The 21,394-nt window shown below is 66.4% G+C and carries 20 protein-coding genes; 8 read left to right on the forward strand and 12 right to left on the reverse strand.

All coding sequences use genetic code 11. The features are described from left to right. Positions 1-19 precede the first annotated feature (19 nt). The 6 genes from AC5RWA_RS16670 to AC5RWA_RS16695 form a co-directional block, all read right to left on the reverse strand. Positions 20-1,243, reverse strand: a complete 1,224-nt coding sequence (locus AC5RWA_RS16670; protein ID WP_275729924.1) for a substrate-binding domain-containing protein — start codon at positions 1,241-1,243, stop codon at positions 20-22. Beyond that, positions 1,243-2,355 carry an ABC transporter permease gene (locus AC5RWA_RS16675; protein ID WP_494058388.1) on the reverse strand — a complete coding sequence of 371 codons (1,113 nt, stop codon included), beginning with the start codon at positions 2,353-2,355 and terminating at the stop codon, positions 1,243-1,245. Before AC5RWA_RS16675 ends, AC5RWA_RS16670 begins: the two co-directional genes overlap by 1 nt. Next, the gene (locus tag AC5RWA_RS16680) at positions 2,352-3,398 is read right to left on the reverse strand and encodes an ABC transporter permease (protein WP_275729929.1); all 1,047 of its coding nucleotides are present in this window, start codon (positions 3,396-3,398) and stop codon (positions 2,352-2,354) included. The genes AC5RWA_RS16675 and AC5RWA_RS16680 overlap by 4 nt, the downstream gene beginning before the upstream one ends. Further along, positions 3,395-4,972: a sugar ABC transporter ATP-binding protein gene (locus tag AC5RWA_RS16685; protein WP_275729931.1), complete on the reverse strand. Its 1,578-nt coding sequence runs from the start codon at positions 4,970-4,972 to the stop codon at positions 3,395-3,397. The genes AC5RWA_RS16680 and AC5RWA_RS16685 overlap by 4 nt, the downstream gene beginning before the upstream one ends. A 171-nt stretch (positions 4,973-5,143) precedes the next feature. Continuing rightward, on the reverse strand, positions 5,144-6,724 hold the full coding sequence (locus AC5RWA_RS16690) for an alkaline phosphatase D family protein (protein WP_494058389.1): 1,581 nt from the start codon (positions 6,722-6,724) through the stop codon (positions 5,144-5,146). 99 nt (positions 6,725-6,823) lie between these two features. Next, a complete protein-coding gene (locus AC5RWA_RS16695) occupies positions 6,824-8,116 on the reverse strand; it encodes a GAF domain-containing protein (protein ID WP_494058390.1) in 1,293 nt (430 codons plus the stop codon). A gap of 149 nt (positions 8,117-8,265) precedes the next feature. Here AC5RWA_RS16695 and AC5RWA_RS16700 point away from each other — a divergent pair, with 149 nt between their 5' ends. From AC5RWA_RS16700 to AC5RWA_RS16710, 3 genes are read left to right on the forward strand one after another with little or no spacing between them, the layout of a single operon-like run. Next, complete coding sequence (locus AC5RWA_RS16700; protein WP_494058391.1) at positions 8,266-10,065, forward strand: NAD(P)-binding domain-containing protein; 1,800 nt, start codon at positions 8,266-8,268, stop codon at positions 10,063-10,065. Positions 10,066-10,080: 15 nt separating this feature from the next. After that, complete coding sequence (locus AC5RWA_RS16705; protein WP_275729938.1) at positions 10,081-11,136, forward strand: 2,3-butanediol dehydrogenase; 1,056 nt, start codon at positions 10,081-10,083, stop codon at positions 11,134-11,136. Positions 11,137-11,172: 36 nt separating this feature from the next. Beyond that, entirely contained in the window at positions 11,173-11,868 is a 696-nt protein-coding gene (locus AC5RWA_RS16710) for an aspartate/glutamate racemase family protein (protein WP_494058392.1), read from the forward strand. 91 nt (positions 11,869-11,959) lie between these two features. Here AC5RWA_RS16710 and AC5RWA_RS16715 read toward each other — a convergent pair whose 3' ends face one another. From AC5RWA_RS16715 to AC5RWA_RS16730, 4 genes are all read right to left on the reverse strand, one after another. Continuing rightward, positions 11,960-12,358, reverse strand: coding sequence for a TfoX/Sxy family protein (locus AC5RWA_RS16715; protein ID WP_494058393.1), 399 nt, complete (start codon positions 12,356-12,358; stop codon positions 11,960-11,962). Positions 12,359-12,447: 89 nt separating this feature from the next. Then, the gene (locus AC5RWA_RS16720; RefSeq protein ID WP_494058394.1) at positions 12,448-12,717 is read right to left on the reverse strand and encodes a hypothetical protein; all 270 of its coding nucleotides are present in this window, start codon (positions 12,715-12,717) and stop codon (positions 12,448-12,450) included. Between the two features lie 8 nt (positions 12,718-12,725). Then, on the reverse strand, positions 12,726-13,811 hold the full coding sequence (locus AC5RWA_RS16725) for a C2 family cysteine protease (RefSeq protein ID WP_494058395.1): 1,086 nt from the start codon (positions 13,809-13,811) through the stop codon (positions 12,726-12,728). 85 nt (positions 13,812-13,896) lie between these two features. Then, on the reverse strand, positions 13,897-14,451 hold the full coding sequence (locus tag AC5RWA_RS16730) for a hypothetical protein (RefSeq protein WP_494058396.1): 555 nt from the start codon (positions 14,449-14,451) through the stop codon (positions 13,897-13,899). A gap of 305 nt (positions 14,452-14,756) precedes the next feature. Here AC5RWA_RS16730 and AC5RWA_RS16735 point away from each other — a divergent pair, with 305 nt between their 5' ends. Further along, the gene (locus tag AC5RWA_RS16735; RefSeq protein ID WP_009372930.1) at positions 14,757-14,960 is read left to right on the forward strand and encodes a cold-shock protein; all 204 of its coding nucleotides are present in this window, start codon (positions 14,757-14,759) and stop codon (positions 14,958-14,960) included. Between the two features lie 197 nt (positions 14,961-15,157). Here AC5RWA_RS16735 and AC5RWA_RS16740 read toward each other — a convergent pair whose 3' ends face one another. After that, entirely contained in the window at positions 15,158-15,892 is a 735-nt protein-coding gene (locus AC5RWA_RS16740) for a FadR/GntR family transcriptional regulator (protein WP_494058397.1), read from the reverse strand. A gap of 191 nt (positions 15,893-16,083) precedes the next feature. On the opposite strand from AC5RWA_RS16740, the gene AC5RWA_RS16745 reads away from it, so the two are divergent. The 3 genes from AC5RWA_RS16745 (at position 16,084) to AC5RWA_RS16755 (ending at position 19,053) form a co-directional block, all read left to right on the forward strand. Continuing rightward, entirely contained in the window at positions 16,084-16,629 is a 546-nt protein-coding gene (locus AC5RWA_RS16745) for a gluconokinase (RefSeq protein WP_494058398.1), read from the forward strand. A 46-nt stretch (positions 16,630-16,675) separates the two neighbouring features. After that, complete coding sequence (locus AC5RWA_RS16750; RefSeq protein WP_115524448.1) at positions 16,676-18,079, forward strand: GntP family permease; 1,404 nt, start codon at positions 16,676-16,678, stop codon at positions 18,077-18,079. 155 nt (positions 18,080-18,234) lie between these two features. After that, positions 18,235-19,053: an SDR family NAD(P)-dependent oxidoreductase gene (locus AC5RWA_RS16755; RefSeq protein WP_494058399.1), complete on the forward strand. Its 819-nt coding sequence runs from the start codon at positions 18,235-18,237 to the stop codon at positions 19,051-19,053. Here AC5RWA_RS16755 and AC5RWA_RS16760 read toward each other — a convergent pair. Further along, positions 19,050-20,459, reverse strand: coding sequence for an aminotransferase-like domain-containing protein (locus AC5RWA_RS16760; protein WP_494058400.1), 1,410 nt, complete (start codon positions 20,457-20,459; stop codon positions 19,050-19,052). The two genes, AC5RWA_RS16755 and AC5RWA_RS16760, sit on opposite strands and share 4 nt — an antisense overlap. Between AC5RWA_RS16760 and AC5RWA_RS16765 the strand changes: the two genes are divergently transcribed. Then, positions 20,458-21,393: a DMT family transporter gene (locus AC5RWA_RS16765; protein WP_494058401.1), complete on the forward strand. Its 936-nt coding sequence runs from the start codon at positions 20,458-20,460 to the stop codon at positions 21,391-21,393. The two genes, AC5RWA_RS16760 and AC5RWA_RS16765, sit on opposite strands and share 2 nt — an antisense overlap. Position 21,394: the final 1 nt, after the last annotated feature.

A 21,394-nucleotide genomic window follows, 5' to 3' on the forward strand; every position in this document is an offset into this window, starting at 1 on the left:
CGCCGCCCTAAGCGCAGGGTTAGGGGATCTGCCGCTGCTGCCAGACCTGCGGGTAGCCGGGAAGGTCTTCTCCGCCGAACTTGGCGTAGTGGCCGCCGGGCATCCCCTGGTTGCGCTCCAGCCAGGAATCCAGCTCGTCCGCGAGGATGGGCTTCTGCGGGAGAATCCATTCGGCCGGGACTTGCTCACCCTTGAAGATCTTTTCCACGGCCAGCAGCGGGGTCCGCCACTGGAAGTTGGAGTAGACAGGGGCCATGGCATCGATGCCGGTTTCCTTCCACTTGGTCAGGAAGCTCATCTCATCCTCGCCGGTCATTACCGGAAGGTCCTTGCCGGCATCCTCGAAGGCTTCGAGGGCAGCCACCGCACCGTCGCCGGCGTCCATCCACACACCCTTGACGTCGCCCGTGGCCAGTTCATCGGAGATGATTTTCTTGATCTCGGTGGGGTCTGCCCCGGTGAAGTAGTCCTTGGCCTCGATGCCCTTCTCCTCGAAGATCTTCTTCGCCGCCGCCCAGCGGTGTTCCAGCACGTCCACGCCCGGAAGGATGCGGAGGGCCACCACCTTGTCGCCGGACTGCAGCTTGTCGGTCAGGAACGTGGCGGTGTCGATGCCCCAGGCGAAGCCGCCGATCGGGTGGATGAACGTGGTGGCGCAGTCGGTTTCCACGCCGCGGTCAAAGACCACCACCGGCTTGCCGGTCTCGCAGGCGCGTTCCACGGCCTGCGTCAGGGCCGCCGTCGAGTTGGGCGAGATGACGAACGCATCGCAGTTTCCCTCGTCGATGAAGTAGTCAATGTCCGCGATCTGAGTGTTGTCGTTGTCCTTGGCATCCCGGGTTTCCATCTCCGAAATGGCCCCCGAGTCCTGCAGGACCTTGAGCTGCTGGTTCATGGTGATCCAGCCGGTCTGGCGCCACGGGTTCGAGATGGAGGCATTGGCGAAGCAGACCTTCTTCGCCCCGGAGGAGGCGAACTTCGCCGTGTCCGTCATGTCACCGGCAATGTACTGCAGGTAAGGCTGCTCCGCGTTCCCTTCAAAGGACGCCGAGCGTTGCTCAAACTGGTCATCGTACAGCTTCTGGTCAAACCAGTCCTGGCTGGCCGGAGTGGTTGCCGCCGGTGAGCCGGTGCCCGGTGCGGTCGTTTCGGTAACCGACGGATCCGTGGTGGTACAGGCAGTCAGCACCACCAGCGGCAACGCCGCCCCAAGCGCGACAGCGCGGATAGAGTGTTTGCGCATCAGACTCGATCTCCTCCTTGTTCGGTGCCCTCGCGGGGCATGGGTGCTGCGCTTAGCTGGTGCCGTTCGTCATGGGCAGCGGATGTGGCTCCCTTGCGTTTTCGCTGCCATGACTTGGACGCTGCTGCCACAGCGATAATGATGATGACCCCCTGGACGGTGTCCCGCCACGTGGCCTGGACCCCCATGAAGTTCAGGAGGGTGAACAGCGCCTCGAGGGCGAACGCGCCGGCCGCCGCGGACAGCACCCAGCCGCGTCCGCCTCCCAGCACCACGCCACCGAGCACGACGGCGGTAATCGCCGTGAACTCGTAGCCCCGCCCCACGGACGGGTGGACTCCGGCATAGCCCACGAGCAGGATGCCGGCCACGGTGGCCGACAGTGACGAGATGACGAACGCCCGCGTCCGCACCCACCAGACGCGGGAACCGGACAGTTCAGCAGCCCTCGGGTTGTCCCCGACGGCGATGAGCATGCGGCCAAAGGGGCGGCGCATCAGGACCACCGCCAGGATGGCCACCGCCGCCAGGATGATGACGGGGTACGGAATGATGTCCAGGACCGGGACGTCCTGGATCCCGCCGCGCCCGATCTGGCGGAAGCTGTCCGCCGGGTTTCCCTGGGCCGCGCCGCCGGTCCAGTAGAGGACCAGCCCGAGCAGGGCCAGCATCATGCCCAGCGTCACAATGAAGCTGGGTACCTTCAGGAGTGTTGTGATCAGCCCGTTCACCAGTCCGATGAAGGCCCCGAGCACAAACATGAGGATCAGGACCGGGATCACCCTCGAGTCGTCCTGCCGGATGAGGTTGCCGGCAACGATGACCTGCATGGTCACCACTGATCCCATGGACAAGTCGAACTCGCCGCCGACAATAACGAAGTACTGGCCGATGGCGGCGATGGCAATCGGCGCTGTCCTGCCGATGAACCGGATGAAGGAGCCCGGCTCCCCGAAGGAGGGGTTCAGCGCGATGATGGCCGCCAGGAGCCCGATCAACAGGATGAAAACGGCACCCCCGGGCGTACGCAAAGCCCGCAGGAGCCGCTGGGATCTGCTGGCGCGGTTTTGCCGGAGGACCGCACTGCGGTCCGAGGGCAGTACGGTGCTCATGGTCCCTCCGCCGGTGAAGCCGATGCAGGCTGTGCGGCAGGCGCTTCCGCCGGGCCCTTCGAACTGAACCGCTCAGGTCTGTTGACGATCCTGCGGCGGGCGTACACGGCGACGGCGACGACGATCACCACGCCCCTGACCACGTCCTTGAGGAAGGGGTTGATCTGCATGACGGACATGATGTTGTCCAGCATGGCGAAGATGAGGACGCCGCCCAGGGTACCGGTGATGGTCCCTTTGCCGCCGGCCAGCAGGGTGCCGCCGAGGACCACAGCGGCGATGGAAAGCAGGTCGTAACCGCCCTGGGAACCCACCGTCGGGCTGCCCACACCCAGCCGGCTGGCGAGGAGCAGGCCCGCCATTCCTGCCAGCAGCGAACAGATCACATGGGCCGTGATCACCGGCAGGTCGATGCGGATTCCAGAGGTCCGGGCCACGGAAATGTCACCGCCGACGGCGTAGAGGTGGTGGCCCATCCGGGTGCGGTGGAGCAGCAGCATGGCCAGGCCCGCGCAGGCCAGCATAATGATGGTCGAGATGGGAACTGGTCCCAGGCCGGTCGCCCCGATCAGCCGGAACGAGAGCGGGGTCTGTCCGAAGCTGCCCTTGAAATTGGTCGCAAGGTAGCCGCTGATGATCAGGCCCATGCCCAGCGTGGCGATGAACCCGTGCACGTTGAGGCGGGCCACGATCAGCCCGTTGGCCAGGCCGATGATGGCCGCGGCGCCCAGCGTGAGCAGGACCCCGGGCAGGACGTTGCCCGGGTTGTTGGCCATCACCCCGGCGGCAATAAGGCTGGCCAGGCTGGCAACATAGGGGACCGAGAGGTCCAGGCTGCCGGCCAGGATGACCAGCGTCTGTCCGATCGCGATGAAACCGAGGACGCTGGTTCCGGTCAGGATGCTGGAGATGTTGCCCTGGCTGAAGAAATTCCGACCCACCGTGCTGACGAGAACGGCGCCCACGATCAGGGTCAGCAGCGCCACCAGGTAGACGATCTGTGTGGAGGACAGGCGGTCGAAGAAGCTGCCCCGTTGTTTCATGTTCCTCCTCCAGATGCTGTCCTGGCGCCCGTTCCCAGCTGCAGGACGGCTTCCTCGGACGTTCCGGCCGGAAGCTCGCCCGCGAGGCGCCCGTCGCGCATCACCAGGATCCGGTCCGACATCCCGATGACCTCAGGCAACTCGCTGGATACCATCAGGATGGCTTTGCCCTCGGCTGCCAGCTTGCGCATCAGCCGGTACACCGCCACTTTGGCTCCCACGTCAATGCCGCGGGTCGGTTCGTCCAGCAGGACCAGGCGGGGGCGGATGGCCAGCCACTTGGCAAGGACCACTTTCTGCTGGTTCCCGCCGGAGAGGTACTGCACCTCCTGGTCCAGGTCGCGGGCCACAACTTCCAGGGAGGAAAACACGCCGGGGATCTCGGTTCGGGCCGCCCCGGTGCGGCGCGGGAAAACCGATCTGATGACGGTCAGCGCGTTGTTCAGGATGGACTGGTTCAGGCTCAGGCCCTCAGCCTTGCGGTCTTCCGTGATGAGGGCCATCCGTGCACGGACCCCCTCCCGCGGCGATTTGGGTGCCACTTCACGGCCTTCCACCTTCATGGTGCCGCGGGTAAGGGGCGCGGCACCGAAAATGGCGTGCAGCAGCTCAGTCCGGCCGGAGCCCTGCAGTCCGGCCACCCCCACAATCTCACCCGGCTGGACGCTGAAGCTGATCCCGTCCAGCTGGCCGTTTCCGGCATCGTGCAGTTCGAGGATCGGCTGTGCGGGGACGTCGGCGCCGCTGTCCTCAGGGGGCAGTTTGTCCGGGAAGAAGGCTGAAATGGGCCGGCCCACCATCAGCCGGACCAGCCTTGTATCGTCGAGTTCGGAGGCGGGACCGGTGCTGACCACGCGGCCGTCCTTCAGGACGGTGATGACGTCACACAGGTCAAAGAGCTCCCGAAGCCGGTGGGAGACATAGAGGATGGCCGTTCCACGTTCCCGGAGGCGGGACACGATCTGGTAGAGGAGCTCAACTTCGGCGCCGGCCAGTGCGGCGGTGGGCTCGTCCATGGAAACGATCCGGGCGTCGTAGCTGACAGCCTTCGCAATCTCCACTACCTGCTGCTCAGCAACGGTCAGGGTCCGCACCTGCGCGGTGGGCCGGATGGCGGTGATCCCGAGCGACTCCAGCAGTTCCGCCGTTTTCGCGTTCATCAGCGCCTTGTTCACCAGGACTCCGCGGCGGGGCTCCCGGCCCAGGTAGATGTTCTCGGCCACCGTCCGGTCGGGAAGCAGGTTGAACTCCTGGAATACCGACGAGAGGCCGGCTTCGTGGGCCTTTGTAGGGTGGCTGAAACTGACTTCCCGGCCGTCCAGAAGCACCGTTCCCGCGTCCGGCTGGTAGACGCCCGCGAGCACTTTCATCAGCGTGGATTTCCCGGCGCCGTTTTCACCCACGAGCCCGTGGACCTGGCCCCGGTGAAGGGTAAGGTGGGCGTCTTCCAGAACGGGAATCCCGAAGAAACTCTTGGTCAGTCCACGGACTTCCAGGAGTGGCGGGGGATCAGCTGAACCTTGAGGGCGCCCGCCGGGGATTGACGCCTCGCCCGTCCGTCCGGGGTTCTCCATCGATCCGCCCACGCCTAACTGTTACAGGGCGGGTTCAGTTCCGTCAAGGGATAAGCGATGGCTTACTACCAGACCTCCTTGGCTGCGTTTTGCGGGTATCTCGCCACGTCAGACGCGGGTAGGGCGGCCAGCGAGGATCGCTGACCGCCCCACAGCCTTCCGGTCGCGCCGCTACTGCAGTCCGGGCACCCCGTCCTGGATCCTGAACGAGGCCTTCGTGGAAACCGGAGCGCCCGGCGTCGTGACGTACTCCAGCGTCCGGAAGTCAGCCGTCATCGAGTCCTTGGTGATCTTCGTGTTCACGTAACCGCGGTTGTCGTTGTAGAACTTCAGGTGCGGGTTCCACGCCATCACCGGGTCCGTCGTGGAACCGGTGCCGTTGCCCGTGGAGGTGATGGAGGTGCACACCAGCTCCGAGCCGACCACCGGGGAGGCGGGATCCTTGTAGTCCACCTTGAGGTCGTTGGCCCAGTTGCGGTGCACGTCGCCGGTGAGGACGACGGCGTTGCGCACCTTCGCGTCCAGCCAGCCCTGGGTGATGCGGCGGCGGGAGGCGGCGTAGCCGTCCCAGCCGTCCATCGAGACGTCGTCGATCTCGAGGGCCTGGGCGCGGTCACGCTCGGCGAAAAACACCTGCTGGCCCAGGATGTCCCAGCGCTGCGTGGAGCTCCTGAACCCGTCCAGCAGCCACTTCTCCTGTTCGGCGCCGGTGATGGTGCGGTCCTCGGCCAGGCGTTCGGCCACGTTCTTCTTCCAGCCGTCCCCGGCGAGCTGGTCGTCGCGGTACTGCCGGGTATCCATCATATGGAAGTTGGCCAGCTGGCCCCACTGGATGGTGCGGTAGATCTTCATGTCGAACCCGGCAGGCACGGAGGAGGCGCGCAGCGGCATGTTCTCGTAGTACGCCTGGAACGCGGCGGAGCGGCGCTGCCGGAACCGCTCGGTGGTGTCGTTCAGCTGCCCGGCGTCGGTGTTCTCGGGGACCTCGTCCGCCCAGTTGTTGTCCACTTCGTGGTCATCCCAGACCACCAGCCATGGTGCGATCGCGTGCGCGGCCTGCAGGTCGGCGTCGGACTTGTACTGCGCGTGCCGCTGCCGGTAGCCCTGCAGGGTGCTGGTCTCCGGGCCCTGGTGGTCGCGCGGGTTGCCGCCGCCGATCACGTAGCTGTCTTTCTTGTATTCGTACAGGTAGTCGCCCAGGTGCAGCACCAGGTCCGGGTGGTCCTCGGCCAGGCGGGTGTAGGCGGTGAAGTAGCCGTGCTCGTACTGCGAGCAGCTGGCGAACGCCATGGCCAGCGCGGCGGGCGTCTCGTGCAGTGCCGGGCTGGTGAGGGTGCGGCCCACGGCGCTGATGTGCCGGCCGGTGCGGAACCGGTAGAAGTACTCGCGGCCGGGCTTGAGGCCGCGGAGCTCCACGTGGACGGAGTGGGCGGTTTCGATCCGGGCGTGTTCGACGCCGCGGGCTACTACGGTGCGCATGCCGGCGTCCTCCGCCACTTCCCATGCCACCGCGACGTTGCGGGAGGGCATGCCGCCCAGGCCGTCCTCGGCCAGCGGGTCCAAAGCGAGCCGTGTCCAGATCACAAAGCCGTCCGACCACGGCTCACCGGAGGCGATGCCGAGCAGGAAGGGATCGGTGCGGAGTCCGGCGTCGTCCGCTGTTGAAACAGCGACGGCGGCACTTGGCAGGGCGGCGACCAGGCCGGCCCCGAGGCCGGCGGAGATGAGGGATCTGCGTGAGATGTTGTCCATGGCTTCGACCGTAGGAGGGCCGGTTGGACAGGTCCTGAGGAGGATATGAATGAACGGTTAACGGCGTGACAAGGGCTGTTGATGTGCGCTTCTGGGGGCTTAGCCACCGCAGGAGGCCAGGAACGCCAGGTACCGCGGATCGCCACGTCCCACCAGTTGTCCGAGCGCCTCAACAGCGGCAAAATCACTCGCGCCCATATCCGTGGACAGCCAGCGGGCCAGGAGCCCGGCGTCACCGCTGGACCGCACGGCCGAGCCCACCGCGAGATCCAGCTGGTCGCGGAGCAGCTGCACCGACAGAACACCGGAGCGGCTGAGCAGGGGAGCGCGGTAGGCCTGCAGCGCGTCGGAGACCCGCCCTTTATGCAGCAGCCGAAGCACCCGCCCCGAGTCCGAGCTGCCCGCCAGGCCGGCAGCCAGCCGGTAGGGGTTCGACTCCACGGCCTCACCCAGCAGGGAGCGGACCCGGAACATCTCCGTGCGGATGGCCACCGGCGTGCCCGCATCGCCGTGGAGCTCGTAGGCAAGTTCCTCCGCGCTCCAGCCCTGGTGCCGGGAATCCAGCAACGCCAGGATCTCCGCGCGGCGCAGCGTCAGCGGCACCCGGCTGCCGTCCCGGAACAGGGCGGCAGGCCGGTCGCCCAGCAGCTCCAGCGACTCGACGGCGGCCGCTGGCCGCGGGGACTGCCGGCGCGGGGACTGCCGGGACGCGCGGACCGGAGAAGGGGCACCTGCCGGCTTCCCGCCGTCGGGCGCCACCAGCAGCGACTCGGCAACCCGGACCGCGCACCGCACCATCCGCAGTGTGTCCGCGGTGAGGGTGTCCAGGGGGCCGGAGACGTCAAGCACGCCGAGCAGGCGGCCGGTGGCCGGGTCCGTAATGGGCGCCGCCGTGCACGCCCACTCATGGTGGGTCCGGACCAGGTGCTCGGCGGAGAACAACTGCACGGGCCGCCCGGTCACCAGGGCCTCGCTGATCGCGTTGGTGCCGATGCCCGCTTCCGACCAGTCCGCCCCCTCGAAGAACTCCAGCCGGTCCGCCCGCCGCAACACTTCAGGGCTGCCAACACGCCACAGGATCTCGCCACTGGCATCCGTAAGCACCAGCAGGTGCCTGCCGGAGCTTGAGGAATCCGCCAGCAGCTCGTCGAGGGCCGGCATGACCTGCTGCAGCCGGTGCTCCCGGCGGAGCTCCAGCACCTCGGCTGCGTCATGCAGGTGCCGCGGACTGTGCTGGTCCGGGCTGATGCCCAAGGCCATGGAACGGCGCCACGAATCGGCCAGGACATCCGGGATTTCCGGGCGCGGGACGCCGGAGATCACCAGCTCGTGGGCACGGCGCAGCGCACGTGCATACTTTGCCGGATCCGAAAACCTCAGGCCGTAGTCCACAGCTTCCTCCTGCCAGCGCCGTTGCCTGCAGTGTGTAACGCGGTTGAAACCCCCGCGGAGTTCCAATGGTGATGCAGCTCACGCCCGGTCCAGCATATCGCAGGGGATTCCACGGGCGGAGCTACACGGACCAACACAAAGGAGTGGACATGACCGAAACACCCACGGCAGCCGCGCAGGCCTGGCTGGCGGGTTTGGACGCCGCGCTGCAGCGTTGCGACGTGGACGCCGCGCTGGAGCTCTTCGACGACGAATGCTTCTGGCGGGACTTCGTGGCATTCACCTGGAACCTCAAAACGCTGGAAGGCAAGGGCGATATCCGGCGGATGCTCGAGGCCACGCTGGACCACGTGCAGCCTTCTGGTTGGGCCCTGTCTGAGGACGCAACCGGCAGCGAGGGCGCTAACGGCACTGTGGAAGCCTGGATCACGTTCGAAACCGGCGCCGCCCGGGGCTACGGCCACCTCCGGCTCCGGAACGGAAAATGCTGGACCCTGCTCACCACGATGCAGGAGCTAAAGGGCTTCGAAGAGAAAAAGGGGCCGCGCCGCGACCAGGGTGTGGCGCACGAAATCATCAAAGGCCGCCGTTCCTGGCTGGAGCTCAAGGAGGAACGGGAGGCCCGGCTCGGCTACGACGAACAGCCGTACTGCGTGATTGTGGGCGGCGGGCAGGGCGGCATCGGCCTCGCCGCGAGGCTGCGGCGCCTCGGCGTCCCCACCCTGGTCATCGAGAAAAACGAGAAGCCGGGCGACTCCTGGCGCAACCGCTACAAGTCCCTGCACCTGCACGACCCCGTCTGGTACGACCACCTGCCCTATATGAAGTTCCCGGACGACTGGCCCGTCTTCGCGGCCAAGGACAAGATCGGCGACTGGCTGGAGCACTACACCCGGATCATGGAGCTGAACTACTGGGGCGGCACCGAGTGTGTGGGCGCAGAGTACGACGACGGCACGCAGGAATGGGTGGTCAACGTCCTCCGCAACGGGGAGCCCGTGACGCTGCGGCCCAAGCAGCTGGTGTTCGCCCTGGGTGTGTCCGGCTACCCGAATATCCCAACGTTCGACGGCGCGCAGTCCTTCCTGGGGGAGCAGCGGCATTCCTCGCAGCACCCGGGCGGCGGGGACTGGACCGGCAAGAAGGCCGTGGTGATCGGGTCCAACAATTCCGCACACGATATCTGTGCCGACCTGTGGGAGCACGGCGCCGACGTCACCATGGTGCAGCGGTCCTCCACCCACATCGCCCGGAGCGAGTCACTGATGGACCTGGCACTCGGCGACCTGTATTCGGAGAAGGCGCTGGCTGCCGGAGTGACCACAGAGAAGGCAGACCTGCTGTTTGCGTCCCTGCCCATGCGGATCCTGCCCGAGGCGCAGGTGCCCGTGTACCAGGCGATGGCCGAACGGGATGCCGAGTTCTACTCGCAGCTGGAGGCCGCCGGGTTCGACCTGGACTTCGGGGTGGACGGGTCCGGATTGTTCGTGAAGTACCTGCGGCGCGGCTCCGGCTACTACATCGACGTCGGCGCTTCCCAGCTGATCATCGATGGCCGGGTGAAGCTGAAGTCCGGGCAGGTTTCCAAGATCACCGGCAACGCCGTGGTCATGGACGACGGCACCGAGCTGGAGGCGGACCTGATTGTCTACGCCACCGGCTATGGCTCCATGAACGGCTGGCTGGCGGACCTTGTCTCTCCCGAGGTGGCGGACCGGGTGGGCAAGTGCTGGGGGTACGGCTCGGACACTCCCAAGGACCCGGGCCCCTGGGAGGGCGAGCTGCGCAACATGTGGAAGCCCACCAACGTGCCCAACCTCTGGATCCACGGGGGCAACCTGCACCAGAGCCGCCATTACTCCTCCTACCTGGCCCTGCAGCTCAAGGCGCGGATGGAAGGACTGGAAACCCCGGTCTACGAACTGCAACCCAGCCACGACACCCGCTGAAAGGAAGAGCGCATCATGAAGGCAGCCCGTTTCCACGGCCGTGAGGACGTCCGGATCGAGGACATCCCGGAACCGGAACTCCGCGCCGGGGCGGTGAAGATCGACGTCGCGTGGTGCGGCATCTGCGGCAGCGACCTGCACGAGTACCTGGAAGGGCCCATCTTCGTCCCCGCCCCGGGACACCCGCACCCGCTCTCGCACGAGGACGCGCCGGTAACCATGGGGCACGAATTCTCGGGGACCGTGTCTGAAGTCGGCGAAGGTGTCGAGGGGCTCGCGGTGGGGGACAACGTCGTCGTCGAGCCTTATTTCGTGGATGACGAATGCGACATGTGCCAGGCGGGCAGCTACCACCTGTGCCGGAAAATGGGGTTCATCGGCCTCTCCGGCGGCGGCGGGGGCCTGAGCGAGAAGATTGTGGTGGACAAGAGGTGGGTGCATCCCATCGGCGGCATTCCCCTCGACGAGGCAGCCCTGATCGAGCCGCTGTCCGTGGCGCACCATGCGGTGGAGCGCAGCGGCGTGAAGGCGGGTGATGTTGCTTTGGTGGGCGGGTCCGGGCCGATCGGGCTGCTGACCGCGGCAGTGCTGAAGGGCATGGGCGTGACCACGATCGTCAGCGAGTTGTCCCAGGCCCGCAAGGAGAAGGCCACGTCCAGCGGGGTCGCTGACCATGTGCTGGACCCCAGTCGCGAGGACGTTCCGGCGCGGGTGCTCGAGCTGACCGGCGGCACCGGGGCCGACGTCGCGTTCGAATGCGCCGGCGTCAACGCTGTTCTGGACACCATGCTCGACGCCACGCGGCCCGGGGGAGTGGTGGTCAACGTGGCCATCTGGGGCGCGCCGGCCACCGTGGACATGCAGAAGCTGGTCCTCAAGGAGATCGACCTGCGCGGCACCATCGCCTATGTCCGGAACCACCCCGCCGTGATCAGGATGGTGCAGGAAGGCAAGGTGGACCTCAAGCCGTTCATCACGGGCCGGATTGCGCTGGAGAACCTGGTGGAGCAGGGCTTCGACACCCTCATCAACCACAAGGACACAGTGGTGAAGGTGCTGGTGCATCCGTAGCGGGCGCCAAACCGGGCCCTGCTACAGTCAGGCTCCATGACCGAACTACGCTCCGGTGCTGCCGGCACGGTTGGCTTCCTCCACACGGCGGACGTTCACGTGGCGACGTTCGAAGGCCTTGCCCGGGAACACCTGCCCAACGCCGCCACGGTCCACCGCGTGGATCCCGACGCTTTGGAGCTCGCGCGGCGGGAGGGGACGGCGGGGAGCGTCCGGGCTGTCGTCGCCGCCCATCTCGTGGAGCTTCGGGATGCTGGATGCGAGGTGGTCCTGTGCACCTGCTCCACTCTCGGCGAGGTGGCGGAGGAGCTGTCGGGCGATGGGATGCCGGTGATCCGTATCGATCGGCCGATGCTTCGCCGGGCCGTGGGTCTCGGTCCACGAGTCGGTGTCCTTGTGGCGCTGACGAGCACCGTCGAGCCCACCACCCGCGTCCTCGCCGAGGAAGCCGCAGACGCAGGATCGGATATCTCCGTTGACGTCAGTGTCGTCGAGGGTGCGTGGGACGCCTTCCTGGCCGGCGATGCGGACGCCTACCACTCGCGCATCGCCCGGGCGGCACGTGCGCTCGCAGGCCGCTGCGACGTCGTCGTTCTCGCACAGGCAAGCATGGAACCCGCGGCCGCCCTGCTCAGCGGACTCACGGTCCCTGTCCTCACAAGCCCGCGCTCCGCCGTCGAAGCGGTCGCGGCCGCTATGCCGACAGGGACTGAAACGCCGGACTTACGTTAGTCCCGGCGCGGCGGGCACGCAGCTCGGCAGGGGTTTCGACAGGCTCAACCACCGGGGCTCGGCTGGCTCAACCGCCGAGGTTTCGACAGGCTCAACCACCGGAGCTCGTCTTGGCAGCTTTGGCCTTTGGTGCCTTCGGCTCCTTAGGCGGGAGGGTGACGGCGTATTCATACGCCTTGGTGACCCATGCCTTTGCCCGGGCGTCGTCGCCGTCGCCCTCTTCATTCCACATCTCAGGCAGGCCGGAGTAACCGGCCATCGGACGCTCCGCAGGGCCGAACGGCAGGGTCCTCTCGGAGGACTCCAGCAGCACCCGGTCGTCCTCGGACAGCTTGACGCCGACCGTGGACCCGAACAGGCCGGCGAACATGTTGCCGTTGACGAACGCGCCCAGGTTGCCGAACATCGGCTTCACCAGCACGTCCGGATGGTCGGGGACAATCGAGCGGAAGCGTTCTTTGTCGGCGTCGGACGCCTTGGGCATCTCCATGGTTATTTCTCCCGTCAGCTGGGCAGTTTGGTTGCAGGATATGCCCGCACCGCCGCCGGGGTACAGAGGTTCGGGCCTCCTGCCGCAGGTCAGGCGGGTACGACGGCGTCGTAGGCCAGGACGGCCGATGCTGCGGTGCCGGCCCCGGCGGGGCTGATCGAATCAAAACGCAGGGTCCCGGCGCCGGGCAGGGCCACGGACTGGCCTTCCCGGAAGGCCTGCTTGCGTTCCTGCTCCGCGGTCCGGATCCAGACCTGGATGGCCGGGGCGCCGTCCGCCACGCCGATCTTCACGATCCCCACCAGGACATCGCCGAACCTGGGCTGCATGCCCTGTTTCACTGTGACGAGCTGTTCCACGGCCATCCTTACTTCGTGTCCACGGAGTACACGGAGTCGAAGTTTTCTTTGTACTCATCCTCGGTCAGTTCCAGCGTCCCGGACTTGTGGTCGTCGTCGCCGCTCATGTAGCCGCCGGAGGGGCCCCACGGGTTGGCCAGGACGATGACCTTCTCGCCGTCGTCGTTGGTTTTCACGTCGACCACGACGTAGGCGTGGTTGGGGACAACGTCGGTCCGGTTGACCTCATCGGACTCCCAGACCCAGTCGAAGTCTTCATCCTTGGTGTCTTCAGTCCCCACGGACACGGCCTGGCCGTTACCAAGCCTGTCCTCGATCTCATCCAGGTCCAGCTCGCCGTCCCTGTCCGCGGACCTTCCCGTCATGAGCTCCATTGCCTCGTGGCTGAAGCCGCCGTCGATGTCGTCATAGGAACCGCCCCGGTGCTCCGCTGCTGCGCGTTCGTAGATGGACAGCCAGTTCGGCTGCCCGTCCGCACCCCGGACGCCGCCCTCGGTGGATTTGGCCTCGACGGTGACCTCCACGGGCTCGCCGTCCTCGTACAGGGTCACCACCCAGTGCGTGGGCGGATCTCCGACAGGCTTCAGGTGTTCGGCGAGGAACTCATCAAGTTTGCCTTCCCGCTCCAGCATCTGGGCCACCGAGCCGATTCCTGCCAGGAGCCAGCAGTCGCCGATCTGGCCCTGCTGGATATCTTCAGGGTCGCCGGCGTCAGGGTCTTCACGGACATCGCCGGGGACATTCACATCCGGGCGGTCCGGATCCAGCGGCCCCGGATCTCCGGGCGGGTTCGAGTCCGGTGTTCCCGAGGTGCCGGATCCCGTTGCCCCGGTACTCGCTTTGTCCTGCTGGTCCGCGTTCCGGTTCAGGTCCTCCGCCTGGCTCTGGAGATCCGCGGCAACACGCTTCAACAGCGGCCTGTGCTCCGAGTCCCACGCGGCTTGGAAAGCGGTGGCATCACGGCCTTCCCACCGGGTCCGGGCCAGGAGTTGGCCCAGTTCCATGGACAACGCCGTCATCTTCTCGGAATGCTGCGACATTGTTTTGGCCAGTGCCCGCAGCTGTTCAGTATCGGCGCCGTAGAATCCAGGCATCCCGTGAGTCCCCCTTTGATGAGCTTCAAGCCACAGTCATGCTATTCGTGCAGCGGTGCATGCCGCGATGGGGAGAACTTCCCCGTCAGCCCGCGGGTATTTCCTTTGGATCGCAGGCGGGGGAGTCCACCGGGACGCTGATGCGAAGGTAGGCAGGGCTCTTGGATTCAATGGTCAGGGTGGCGCCGGCCGCGTCGGTGCTGCGGGCCACCACCCAGCCGCCGGCTACCGTGTCTGTTCCGTCGAAAGCGGGAAAGCCGTGCTGCGCCAGGACGGGGTCGCCCGCGGAGAAGATGTCGGCGAACTGGTTCGACGGCTGCACAACGTCCACATTGCTTTTCATGGTTTGCGGGTACAGCATGCACCGGCCGTCTTTCACCCGGGCCAGAGTGGCAGGTTCGTCCACGGTCCAGCTGATATCCGGCATCTTCTCTTCCAGGGCGGCCACCATCCCCGCGCGCACCGCGTCATATTTAGGGAAGCTTTCGGCCACGGGAGCGGCGGACGCGGTGACTGGCGGGGGGCTGCTTGTCTCCGTTGCGGGTCCCTCCGGCGCGGTGCAGCCAACCACAACGGTTGTCCCCAGCACCAGGAGGGTTGCCAGAAAGTGTTGCGGCAGCCGGTTCGTTCGGCGGTTCATCGTGCCCCCAATTCTGATGACGGACCTCGTGAACGGCCCACAGGGAATGCTTTCACAGCTGCAGAGGATATGGCGATGGGGACAACAATCCGGATGACCGGGAGGGCGCCCTGTGACGTAGTTGGCTCGACCCCGGCGGAATCTCCTGTAGTGTGGTTCTTGTTGTTGTGTTTATGCAGTTGGTAGTTCAGGCAGTACGCGCGGTCGAAAGTCCGCGTTCTTCTGAAGTAGCGGTTTTTGAACACCCCACGCCGGAGGGCCCGAAAGTCGGGATTTTCCCTCCACCTTCACGAAGGACAAAAATAATGGCTACTGGTACCGTCAAATGGTTTAACGCTGAAAAGGGCTTCGGCTTCATTTCCCCCGATGACTCCTCACAGGACGTTTTCGCACACTACTCTGCGATCAACTCCAACGGTTTCCGCTCCCTCGAAGAGAACCAGAAGGTTTCCTTCGACACCGAGCAGGGCCCCAAGGGTCCCCAGGCAACCAACATCCAGGCTCTCTAATTTCCTAGGGTTCCGGGACCGTTAGGTTTCTTCAAGCAGGGTCTGCCTCCGGGCAGGCCCTGCTTTTGTTAACCCGGGTGTGCCGAAAGGCAAATGGCGTCAGCGGCCCCAAACCGCACAAGCGGCGCTGGGCAGCACCGGTCATGCGGTTCAGGGCCGTTCGTGGTTTCAACAGGCTCAGCCACAGTTCAGTCGGGCTACCCCAGCCCCATGGCGTTCCGGACCTCGTCCAGGATGTGGTGCATGGCCCGTTCGGCCACCACAGTATCGCCGCGAGCCACCGCCGCAGCAACATCCTCATGCGCCTGCAGTGCTTCGTTCCGCGGCTTGAACGGCATCAGCCCCTGCTGGGTGCGGCTGGTGAGCACCTCGGCCACCATGCCCTCCAGCGCCCGGAACATCTCGTTGCCGCAGCTCCGGAGCAGCAGCTGGTGGAACTCGATGTCCGCCGCCAGGAAGGCCTGAAGATCACCGGCCTCGCCCAGCCGTCGGAGCTCTGCTCCCAGGGCCACCAGTTGTGCGCGTTCGGCGGCGCTGGCCCGCCGCGCCGCCCCCGCCGCGGCGATGGGTTCGACGGCGATGCGCAGCTCCGTCAGGCTGCTGTACTGGATCTCGCGGCGGTCCGAAGCCAGGCGCCATCGCACCAGCTTGGGATCGAAGACGTTCCATTGCTCGGGCTCCTGCACCACGATGCCCACCCGCCGGCGCGAATAGACCAGGTTCATCGATTCCAAAACCTTCATGGTGTCCCGTGCCACCGTGCGGGAAATTCCGTACTCCTGCTGCAGCCCCTCAAGGGTCAGCCTGCTTCCTGGCGGAAGGCTTCCGGACGCGACGGCGATGCCAACCGCCTCTAGAACGCGTTCATGCATCGCGGGGGAGGCCCCGCCGTCGTACGCGTTGTCCGCGTCCCCTGCTGTCGCCGTCGACATTGTTTTCGCCGCCTCTCTCCGCGCCGCAGCGCCCTTCTAGGATAGCGAAAATTAGAAAAGGTATGACTTGTGACACCGAAAGATAGTATCTTTGGTATTGAAAGGTGATACCTTATGGCGTAGCCCACTTCATTACGGGCACGCAGCGAGCTTCTTCGAAAGCCAAAGACGTCTTCTCCGGAGGTATGAACATGCAGTATCCACCCACGCATCTTGTGGTCATGGGCGTTGCCGGGTCCGGCAAATCCACCCTGGCGGCGGCCCTGTCCAAGCAGCTGGGCTGGACCTGCGCCGAGGCTGACGAGTTCCACCCCGAAGCCAACATCGCCAAGATGTCTCAAGGCATTCCGCTGCAGGACGAGGACCGCTGGCCCTGGCTCCGGGAAATCCGCGACTGGATGACCGCCCAGGCTCAGGCAGGCTGCAGCACTGTGCTCACCTGCTCCGCGCTCAAGAAGAGCTACCGCCAGCTCCTGTCCGAAGCCGAAGGCCGCGTGCTCTTCCTCCACCTCGACGGCGGCGCTGACCTGATCAGCCAGCGCATGCAGGGCCGCGAAGGCCACTTCATGCCGCCCACACTGCTGCCCAGCCAGCTGGCCACGCTCGAGGCGCTCAGCCAGGAAGAGCTCGACGCCGGCAGCCTCCGCCTGGACATCTCGCGCTCACCGGAGGAGCTGGTCGCCGCCGTCGTGGAGGCCTTGAAGCTTCCCACCGGCCAGGCGCCCTGCACCCCCTAAGTACCCCCTCAATTCCCCACCAACAGTTCTGTTTCAAAGGAGAACCATGACCATCGAAGGATGGACCCAGACGCTGGGAGCAGGCCCCCTGCTGCTCATCGCCGCAGCCGCGATCGTCGTCCTGCTGTTCCTCATCATCAAGCTGCGCGTGCACGCCCTGCTCGCCCTGATCCTGGTCAGCCTGGCCACCGCTTTCGCCACCGGCATCCCCGCCAACCAGGTGGTCCCGGTGCTGATCAACGGCTTCGGCACAACCCTTGGCACCGTGGCACTCCTGGTGGGCCTGGGCGCAATGCTCGGACGCATCGTGGAAACGAGCGGCGGCGCCAAGGTGCTGGCCGACTACCTCATCGGCGTCTTTGGTGAAAAGCGCGCCCCGTTCGCTCTGGGCCTCGCTTCGCTGATCTTCGGCTTCCCCATCTTCTTCGACGCCGGTTTGGTGGTTATGCTGCCCGTCGTCTTCGCCGTCGCCCACCGCCTGGGCGGGGGAGTGCTCCGCTACGGCCTGCCCGCCGCCGGCGCGTTCTCGGTGATGCACATCTTCCTGCCACCGCACCCCGGCCCGGTCTCCGCCTCCGCATTCTTCGAAGCCAACGTCGGCCTGGTGATGATCGCCGGCCTCCTCGTGGCCATCCCCACCTGGTACGTCACCGCCTACCTCTACGGCCTCTACACCGGCAAGAAGCTGGTCCTGCCCGTGCCCGAAATCCTGGGCCACGCCACCGCAGAAGCCGAAGCCCACCCGCCGCGTTTCCGCACCATCGTTGGCCTGCTGCTCCTGCCGCTGGTCCTGATCTTCCTCAACACCGGCCTGAACACCCTGGCCTCCTCCGGGGTCCTGGCCGAAGGCACCAAGGACCAGCAGTGGTTCCAGGTCCTGCGCACCATCGGTGAAACCCCGGTGGCCCTGCTGATCGCCGTCCTGGTGGCCATGTTCGTCCTGGGCGCCAAGCGCGGCAAGGACGCCGGAGCACTGGAGAAGCTGCTCGAGTCCTCGCTGGGCCCGGTCTGCTCCGTCATCCTGATCACCGGCGCCGGCGGCATGTTTGGCGGTGTGCTCCGCACCTCCGGCATCGGCGCGGCCCTGGCCGACGTCCTGGGCAACCTGGGCATCCCGCTCATCCTGGCCGGCTTCCTGATCTCCTCCATCCTCCGGATCGCCCAGGGTTCCGCAACCGTGGCCCTCACCACCACCGCCGGCCTGATCGCACCGGCTGTCGCTGCAGCCGGGCTGAACGGAATGCAGGTTGCCGCCATGGTCATCGCCGTTGCAGCCGGTTCCGTGGTGGTCTCCCACGTCAACGACTCCGGCTTCTGGCTGGTGGGCCGCTTCTTCGGCATGGACGTCAAGACCACGCTGAAGACGTGGACCGTGATGGAAACGCTGATCGGTGTGATGGGCTTCGCCATCGCCGCAGTGATCTTCCTGGTGGCCGGGGTGGCAGGCTAGCTTCCCTTCTCCCAACCAGGTAGCGCCAAGTGCCGTTTTGAACCCCCAAAACGGCACTTGGCGCTACTTGCGTGTGGGGCGGGGAACGCCGGCCCTCCCGCCGTCGTTGTGCCAGAGTCACCCTCTGCGGGATTGAACCAACCAAAGGACACCCCTTGACCCAACGCACCATCGTGATCACCGGCGCCAGCGACGGCATCGGCGCAGCAGCCGCGCGGACGCTGAGCGAGGCGGGGGAGCAGGTGGTCGTCGTCGGCCGTTCCGAGGAGAAGACCCGTGCCGTTGCCAAGGACATCAACGCCGACTACTTCGTGGCCGACTTCGCCGAACTGGACCAGGTCCGCACCCTCGCCGCGCAACTGACCTCCGACTACCCGCGCATCGACGTCCTCGCCAACAACGCCGGCGGCATCATGGGCAAGCGCCAGCTCACGGTGGACGGCAACGAGTCCACGTTCCAGATCAACCACCTGGCGCCGTTCCTGCTCACCACGCTGCTGATGGACACCCTCACCGCCAGCAACGCCAAGGTCATCAACACCGCCAGCGGCGCCAACGGCATCGGCAAGCTGGACCTGTTCGACCTCAACTCCGAGCACAGCTACTCCACCAACCGCGCCTACGGCACGGGCAAGCTGGCCAACATCCTCTTCACCTCCGAGGTGCACCGCCGCTTCAGCGAACAGGGGATTACGACGGCGGCATTCCACCCGGGCGTAGTCCGCACCAATTTCGCGGCGAAGTCCACGAGCCCGTTCCGACACGCGTACAAAACGCTGCTGAACCGCTTTATGCTGACCCCGGACCAGGGCGCCGACACCATGCTCTGGCTGATCAACGGCACCCCGGGCACCGACTGGATCTCGGGGGCCTATTACGCCAAGCGTGCCCTGGCCAAGGCCAATCCGCAGGCCTACGACGCCGAGCTGGCGCGCGGCCTGTGGGAGAAGAGCGAAGAGCTGGTCAAGCCTTAGGACTGCCTGGCTAACGCCTCCCCGATAATCCGTGCACCTTCGGGGTACGCGCCGGGGTTCGGGCCGGAGTAGTTGAGCCGGACGAACGGGCCGGCGGGCTCGGCCGGGAACCATTCGGTACCCGCGGCAATCATCACGCCGGCGTCCTCACAGTCCCGCGTCAGCCGCGGCAGGTCCGTCCCGTCCGGCATCCGCAGCCACAGGTTCAGCCCGCCCTTCGGCAACAGCTCGATATGCGCCTGAGGAACGTGCTCCCGCACACTGGTGACCAACAGATCCCGCCGCGACTGCAGCTGCTGCCGCAGGCTTCGCAGGTGCGTCTGCCACCCGGGCTGCGTCACCACGTCCAGCGCGGCGGCCTGTAGCAGCCCGCTCACATACATCGACTCCGCTGCCCGGTGGGCAAGGATGCGCTCGCGGGCGGGACCGCGCGCTATCACCGCCGCGACGCGGATGGCCGTGGAGACGCTCTTCGTCAGGGAACGGACGTAGATGACATGCCCGGAGTCGTCCCGTGTGGCCACCGGCACCGGGTTGGAGGTGATCCCAAAATCATGCGCCCAGTCGTCCTCCACCAGGAACGCCCCGTGCCGGCGGACCACCTCCAGGACCTCCTCGCCCCGCCCGGGCGCCCACTGGGCTCCCGTGGGATTGGCATAGTTGGGCTGCGCGTAAAAAGCCCGGGCGCCGGTTTCCTCAAAAGCGCGGTCCAAAGCCACAGGATCAGGACCATCAGGGCCGCTCGGCACCGGAACGACCCTGACCCCCGTCTGCGCTGCCGCCAGAATCGCACCCCAGTATGTGGGCGACTCCATCAGCAGCGGCTGGCCCGCGCCCACCAGAGCCCGGAAAATCGAGCTGAGCCCGCTCTGGCTTCCCGGCAGCACGATCACATCGCTCGGCGTCGGGGGAGAGACCCCGGCCGGCGTGGCGGACCCCAACTCCTGTGCAAACCACTGCTGAAGCTCCGGCATGCCGGCCGCAGGCGGCCGCGACAGGGCAGCATCACCCCGGGCCGCACGGGTCAGGGCCGCCCGGACAAGGCGCTCCGGCAACAGTTCCCGGTCCGGGTAGCCGGAATGGAACGGCATGACGCTGTTGGGAACGTCCCGCATGGTGCCGGACTGGGAGGGAAGGGCCGACGGCGGTGCGCCCAGTGCCGCAGTCTGCCAGCCGTAATCGGCCGGCCGCGCAGTCCGGACCGCCCGCACGAACGTCCCAACTCCGGGCCGGCTCTCGACCAGTCCCTGAGCCGTCAACGTCTGCAGCGCCTTCTGCACCGTCACGGGGCTCGCCTGGTACTCGGCCACCAATGACCGCGTGGACGGCAGCTTCGCCCCAGGGGCAGCTGCAGAAATCCACTTCCTTAGTGCCAGAACGATGCGGGAACTGCTATCGTTGTTCATGAGAGAACATAGTAGCGCTACTGTTGCCGAACGGCCAGTGATACTGCCAAGCACCCGGACCGGGATCTGGTCGGGGCTCCTGGGCGTGGTGGCCTTTTCATTCACGGTACCCTTCACCCGTGTGGCGGTAGCCGGCCTGTCTCCGCTGTTCATCGGGTCAGGCCGGGCCGTCATCGCAGCGACCCTCGCCGCCGCAGCCCTCCTGCTGGCCAAGCAGCGACTCCCGTCCGCCCGCACCTGGGCGAGGCTGGCACTCGTAGCCGGCGGCGGCGTCGTCGGCTTTCCGCTACTGACCTCCTACGCCCTCACCGCTGTTCCCGCCGGACATGGCGCCGTGGTCATCGCCCTCCTGCCCGCCGCAACGGCGACGGCCGCTGTGCTCCGTACCCGTGAGCGTCCGCCCGCAGCCTTCTGGGCAGTCATGGTGCTTGGCTCACTGGCCGCCATCAGCTTCGCTTTCCTGCAGTCCGGCGGGTTCGGGCATCTGCACTGGGCCGACCTGTTGCTGCTGGGTGCTGTCATTTGCGCCGCCGTCGGGTACGCCGAGGGCGGCCTGCTGGCGAGGGAAGTCGGTTCGTGGCAGACCATTGCCTGGGCGCTCGTCCTCGCCCTGCCGCTGATGCTGGTCCTCGCCGTTATCTCGGTTGCAGCCCAGCCGCCGTCAGCCACTCCGGCCGAATGGGCCGCCTTCGCCTACCTCGCCGTGGTCAGCATGTTCCTCGGCTTCTTCGCCTGGTATCGCGGACTCGCCATCGGACCCATCGCGCAGGTCAGCCAGATCCAGCTCCTCCAGCCCCTCCTTAGCATCTGCTGGGCCGCGCTCCTGCTGGGCGAGGCGCTGACCTGGACCACCATCATCGGCGGCCTGGCCGTGATCGCGTGCGCCGGCGCCGCGGTCCGTGTCCGGCTCAGCCGGCCCGCCCCCATCTCGTAAC

Source organism: Arthrobacter sp. 210 2, from assembly GCF_059093025.1.

Coding starts and splice junctions, on each gene's coding strand:
- AC5RWA_RS16765 (WP_494058401.1), top strand. CDS start 20,458: ATGAGAGAACATAGTAGCGCTACTGTTGCCGAACGGCCAGTGATACTG.
- AC5RWA_RS16735 (WP_009372930.1), top strand. CDS start 14,757: ATGGCTACTGGTACCGTCAAATGGTTTAACGCTGAAAAGGGCTTCGGC.
- AC5RWA_RS16715 (WP_494058393.1), bottom strand. CDS start 12,358: ATGGAGATGCCCAAGGCGTCCGACGCCGACAAAGAACGCTTCCGCTCG.
- AC5RWA_RS16700 (WP_494058391.1), top strand. CDS start 8,266: ATGACCGAAACACCCACGGCAGCCGCGCAGGCCTGGCTGGCGGGTTTG.
- AC5RWA_RS16690 (WP_494058389.1), bottom strand. CDS start 6,724: ATGGACAACATCTCACGCAGATCCCTCATCTCCGCCGGCCTCGGGGCC.
- AC5RWA_RS16745 (WP_494058398.1), top strand. CDS start 16,084: ATGCAGTATCCACCCACGCATCTTGTGGTCATGGGCGTTGCCGGGTCC.
- AC5RWA_RS16730 (WP_494058396.1), bottom strand. CDS start 14,451: ATGAACCGCCGAACGAACCGGCTGCCGCAACACTTTCTGGCAACCCTC.
- AC5RWA_RS16705 (WP_275729938.1), top strand. CDS start 10,081: ATGAAGGCAGCCCGTTTCCACGGCCGTGAGGACGTCCGGATCGAGGAC.
- AC5RWA_RS16670 (WP_275729924.1), bottom strand. CDS start 1,243: ATGCGCAAACACTCTATCCGCGCTGTCGCGCTTGGGGCGGCGTTGCCG.
- AC5RWA_RS16760 (WP_494058400.1), bottom strand. CDS start 20,459: ATGAACAACGATAGCAGTTCCCGCATCGTTCTGGCACTAAGGAAGTGG.
- AC5RWA_RS16725 (WP_494058395.1), bottom strand. CDS start 13,811: ATGCCTGGATTCTACGGCGCCGATACTGAACAGCTGCGGGCACTGGCC.
- AC5RWA_RS16675 (WP_494058388.1), bottom strand. CDS start 2,355: ATGAGCACCGTACTGCCCTCGGACCGCAGTGCGGTCCTCCGGCAAAAC.
- AC5RWA_RS16740 (WP_494058397.1), bottom strand. CDS start 15,892: ATGTCGACGGCGACAGCAGGGGACGCGGACAACGCGTACGACGGCGGG.
- AC5RWA_RS16750 (WP_115524448.1), top strand. CDS start 16,676: ATGACCATCGAAGGATGGACCCAGACGCTGGGAGCAGGCCCCCTGCTG.
- AC5RWA_RS16685 (WP_275729931.1), bottom strand. CDS start 4,972: ATGGAGAACCCCGGACGGACGGGCGAGGCGTCAATCCCCGGCGGGCGC.
- AC5RWA_RS16680 (WP_275729929.1), bottom strand. CDS start 3,398: ATGAAACAACGGGGCAGCTTCTTCGACCGCCTGTCCTCCACACAGATC.
- AC5RWA_RS16710 (WP_494058392.1), top strand. CDS start 11,173: ATGACCGAACTACGCTCCGGTGCTGCCGGCACGGTTGGCTTCCTCCAC.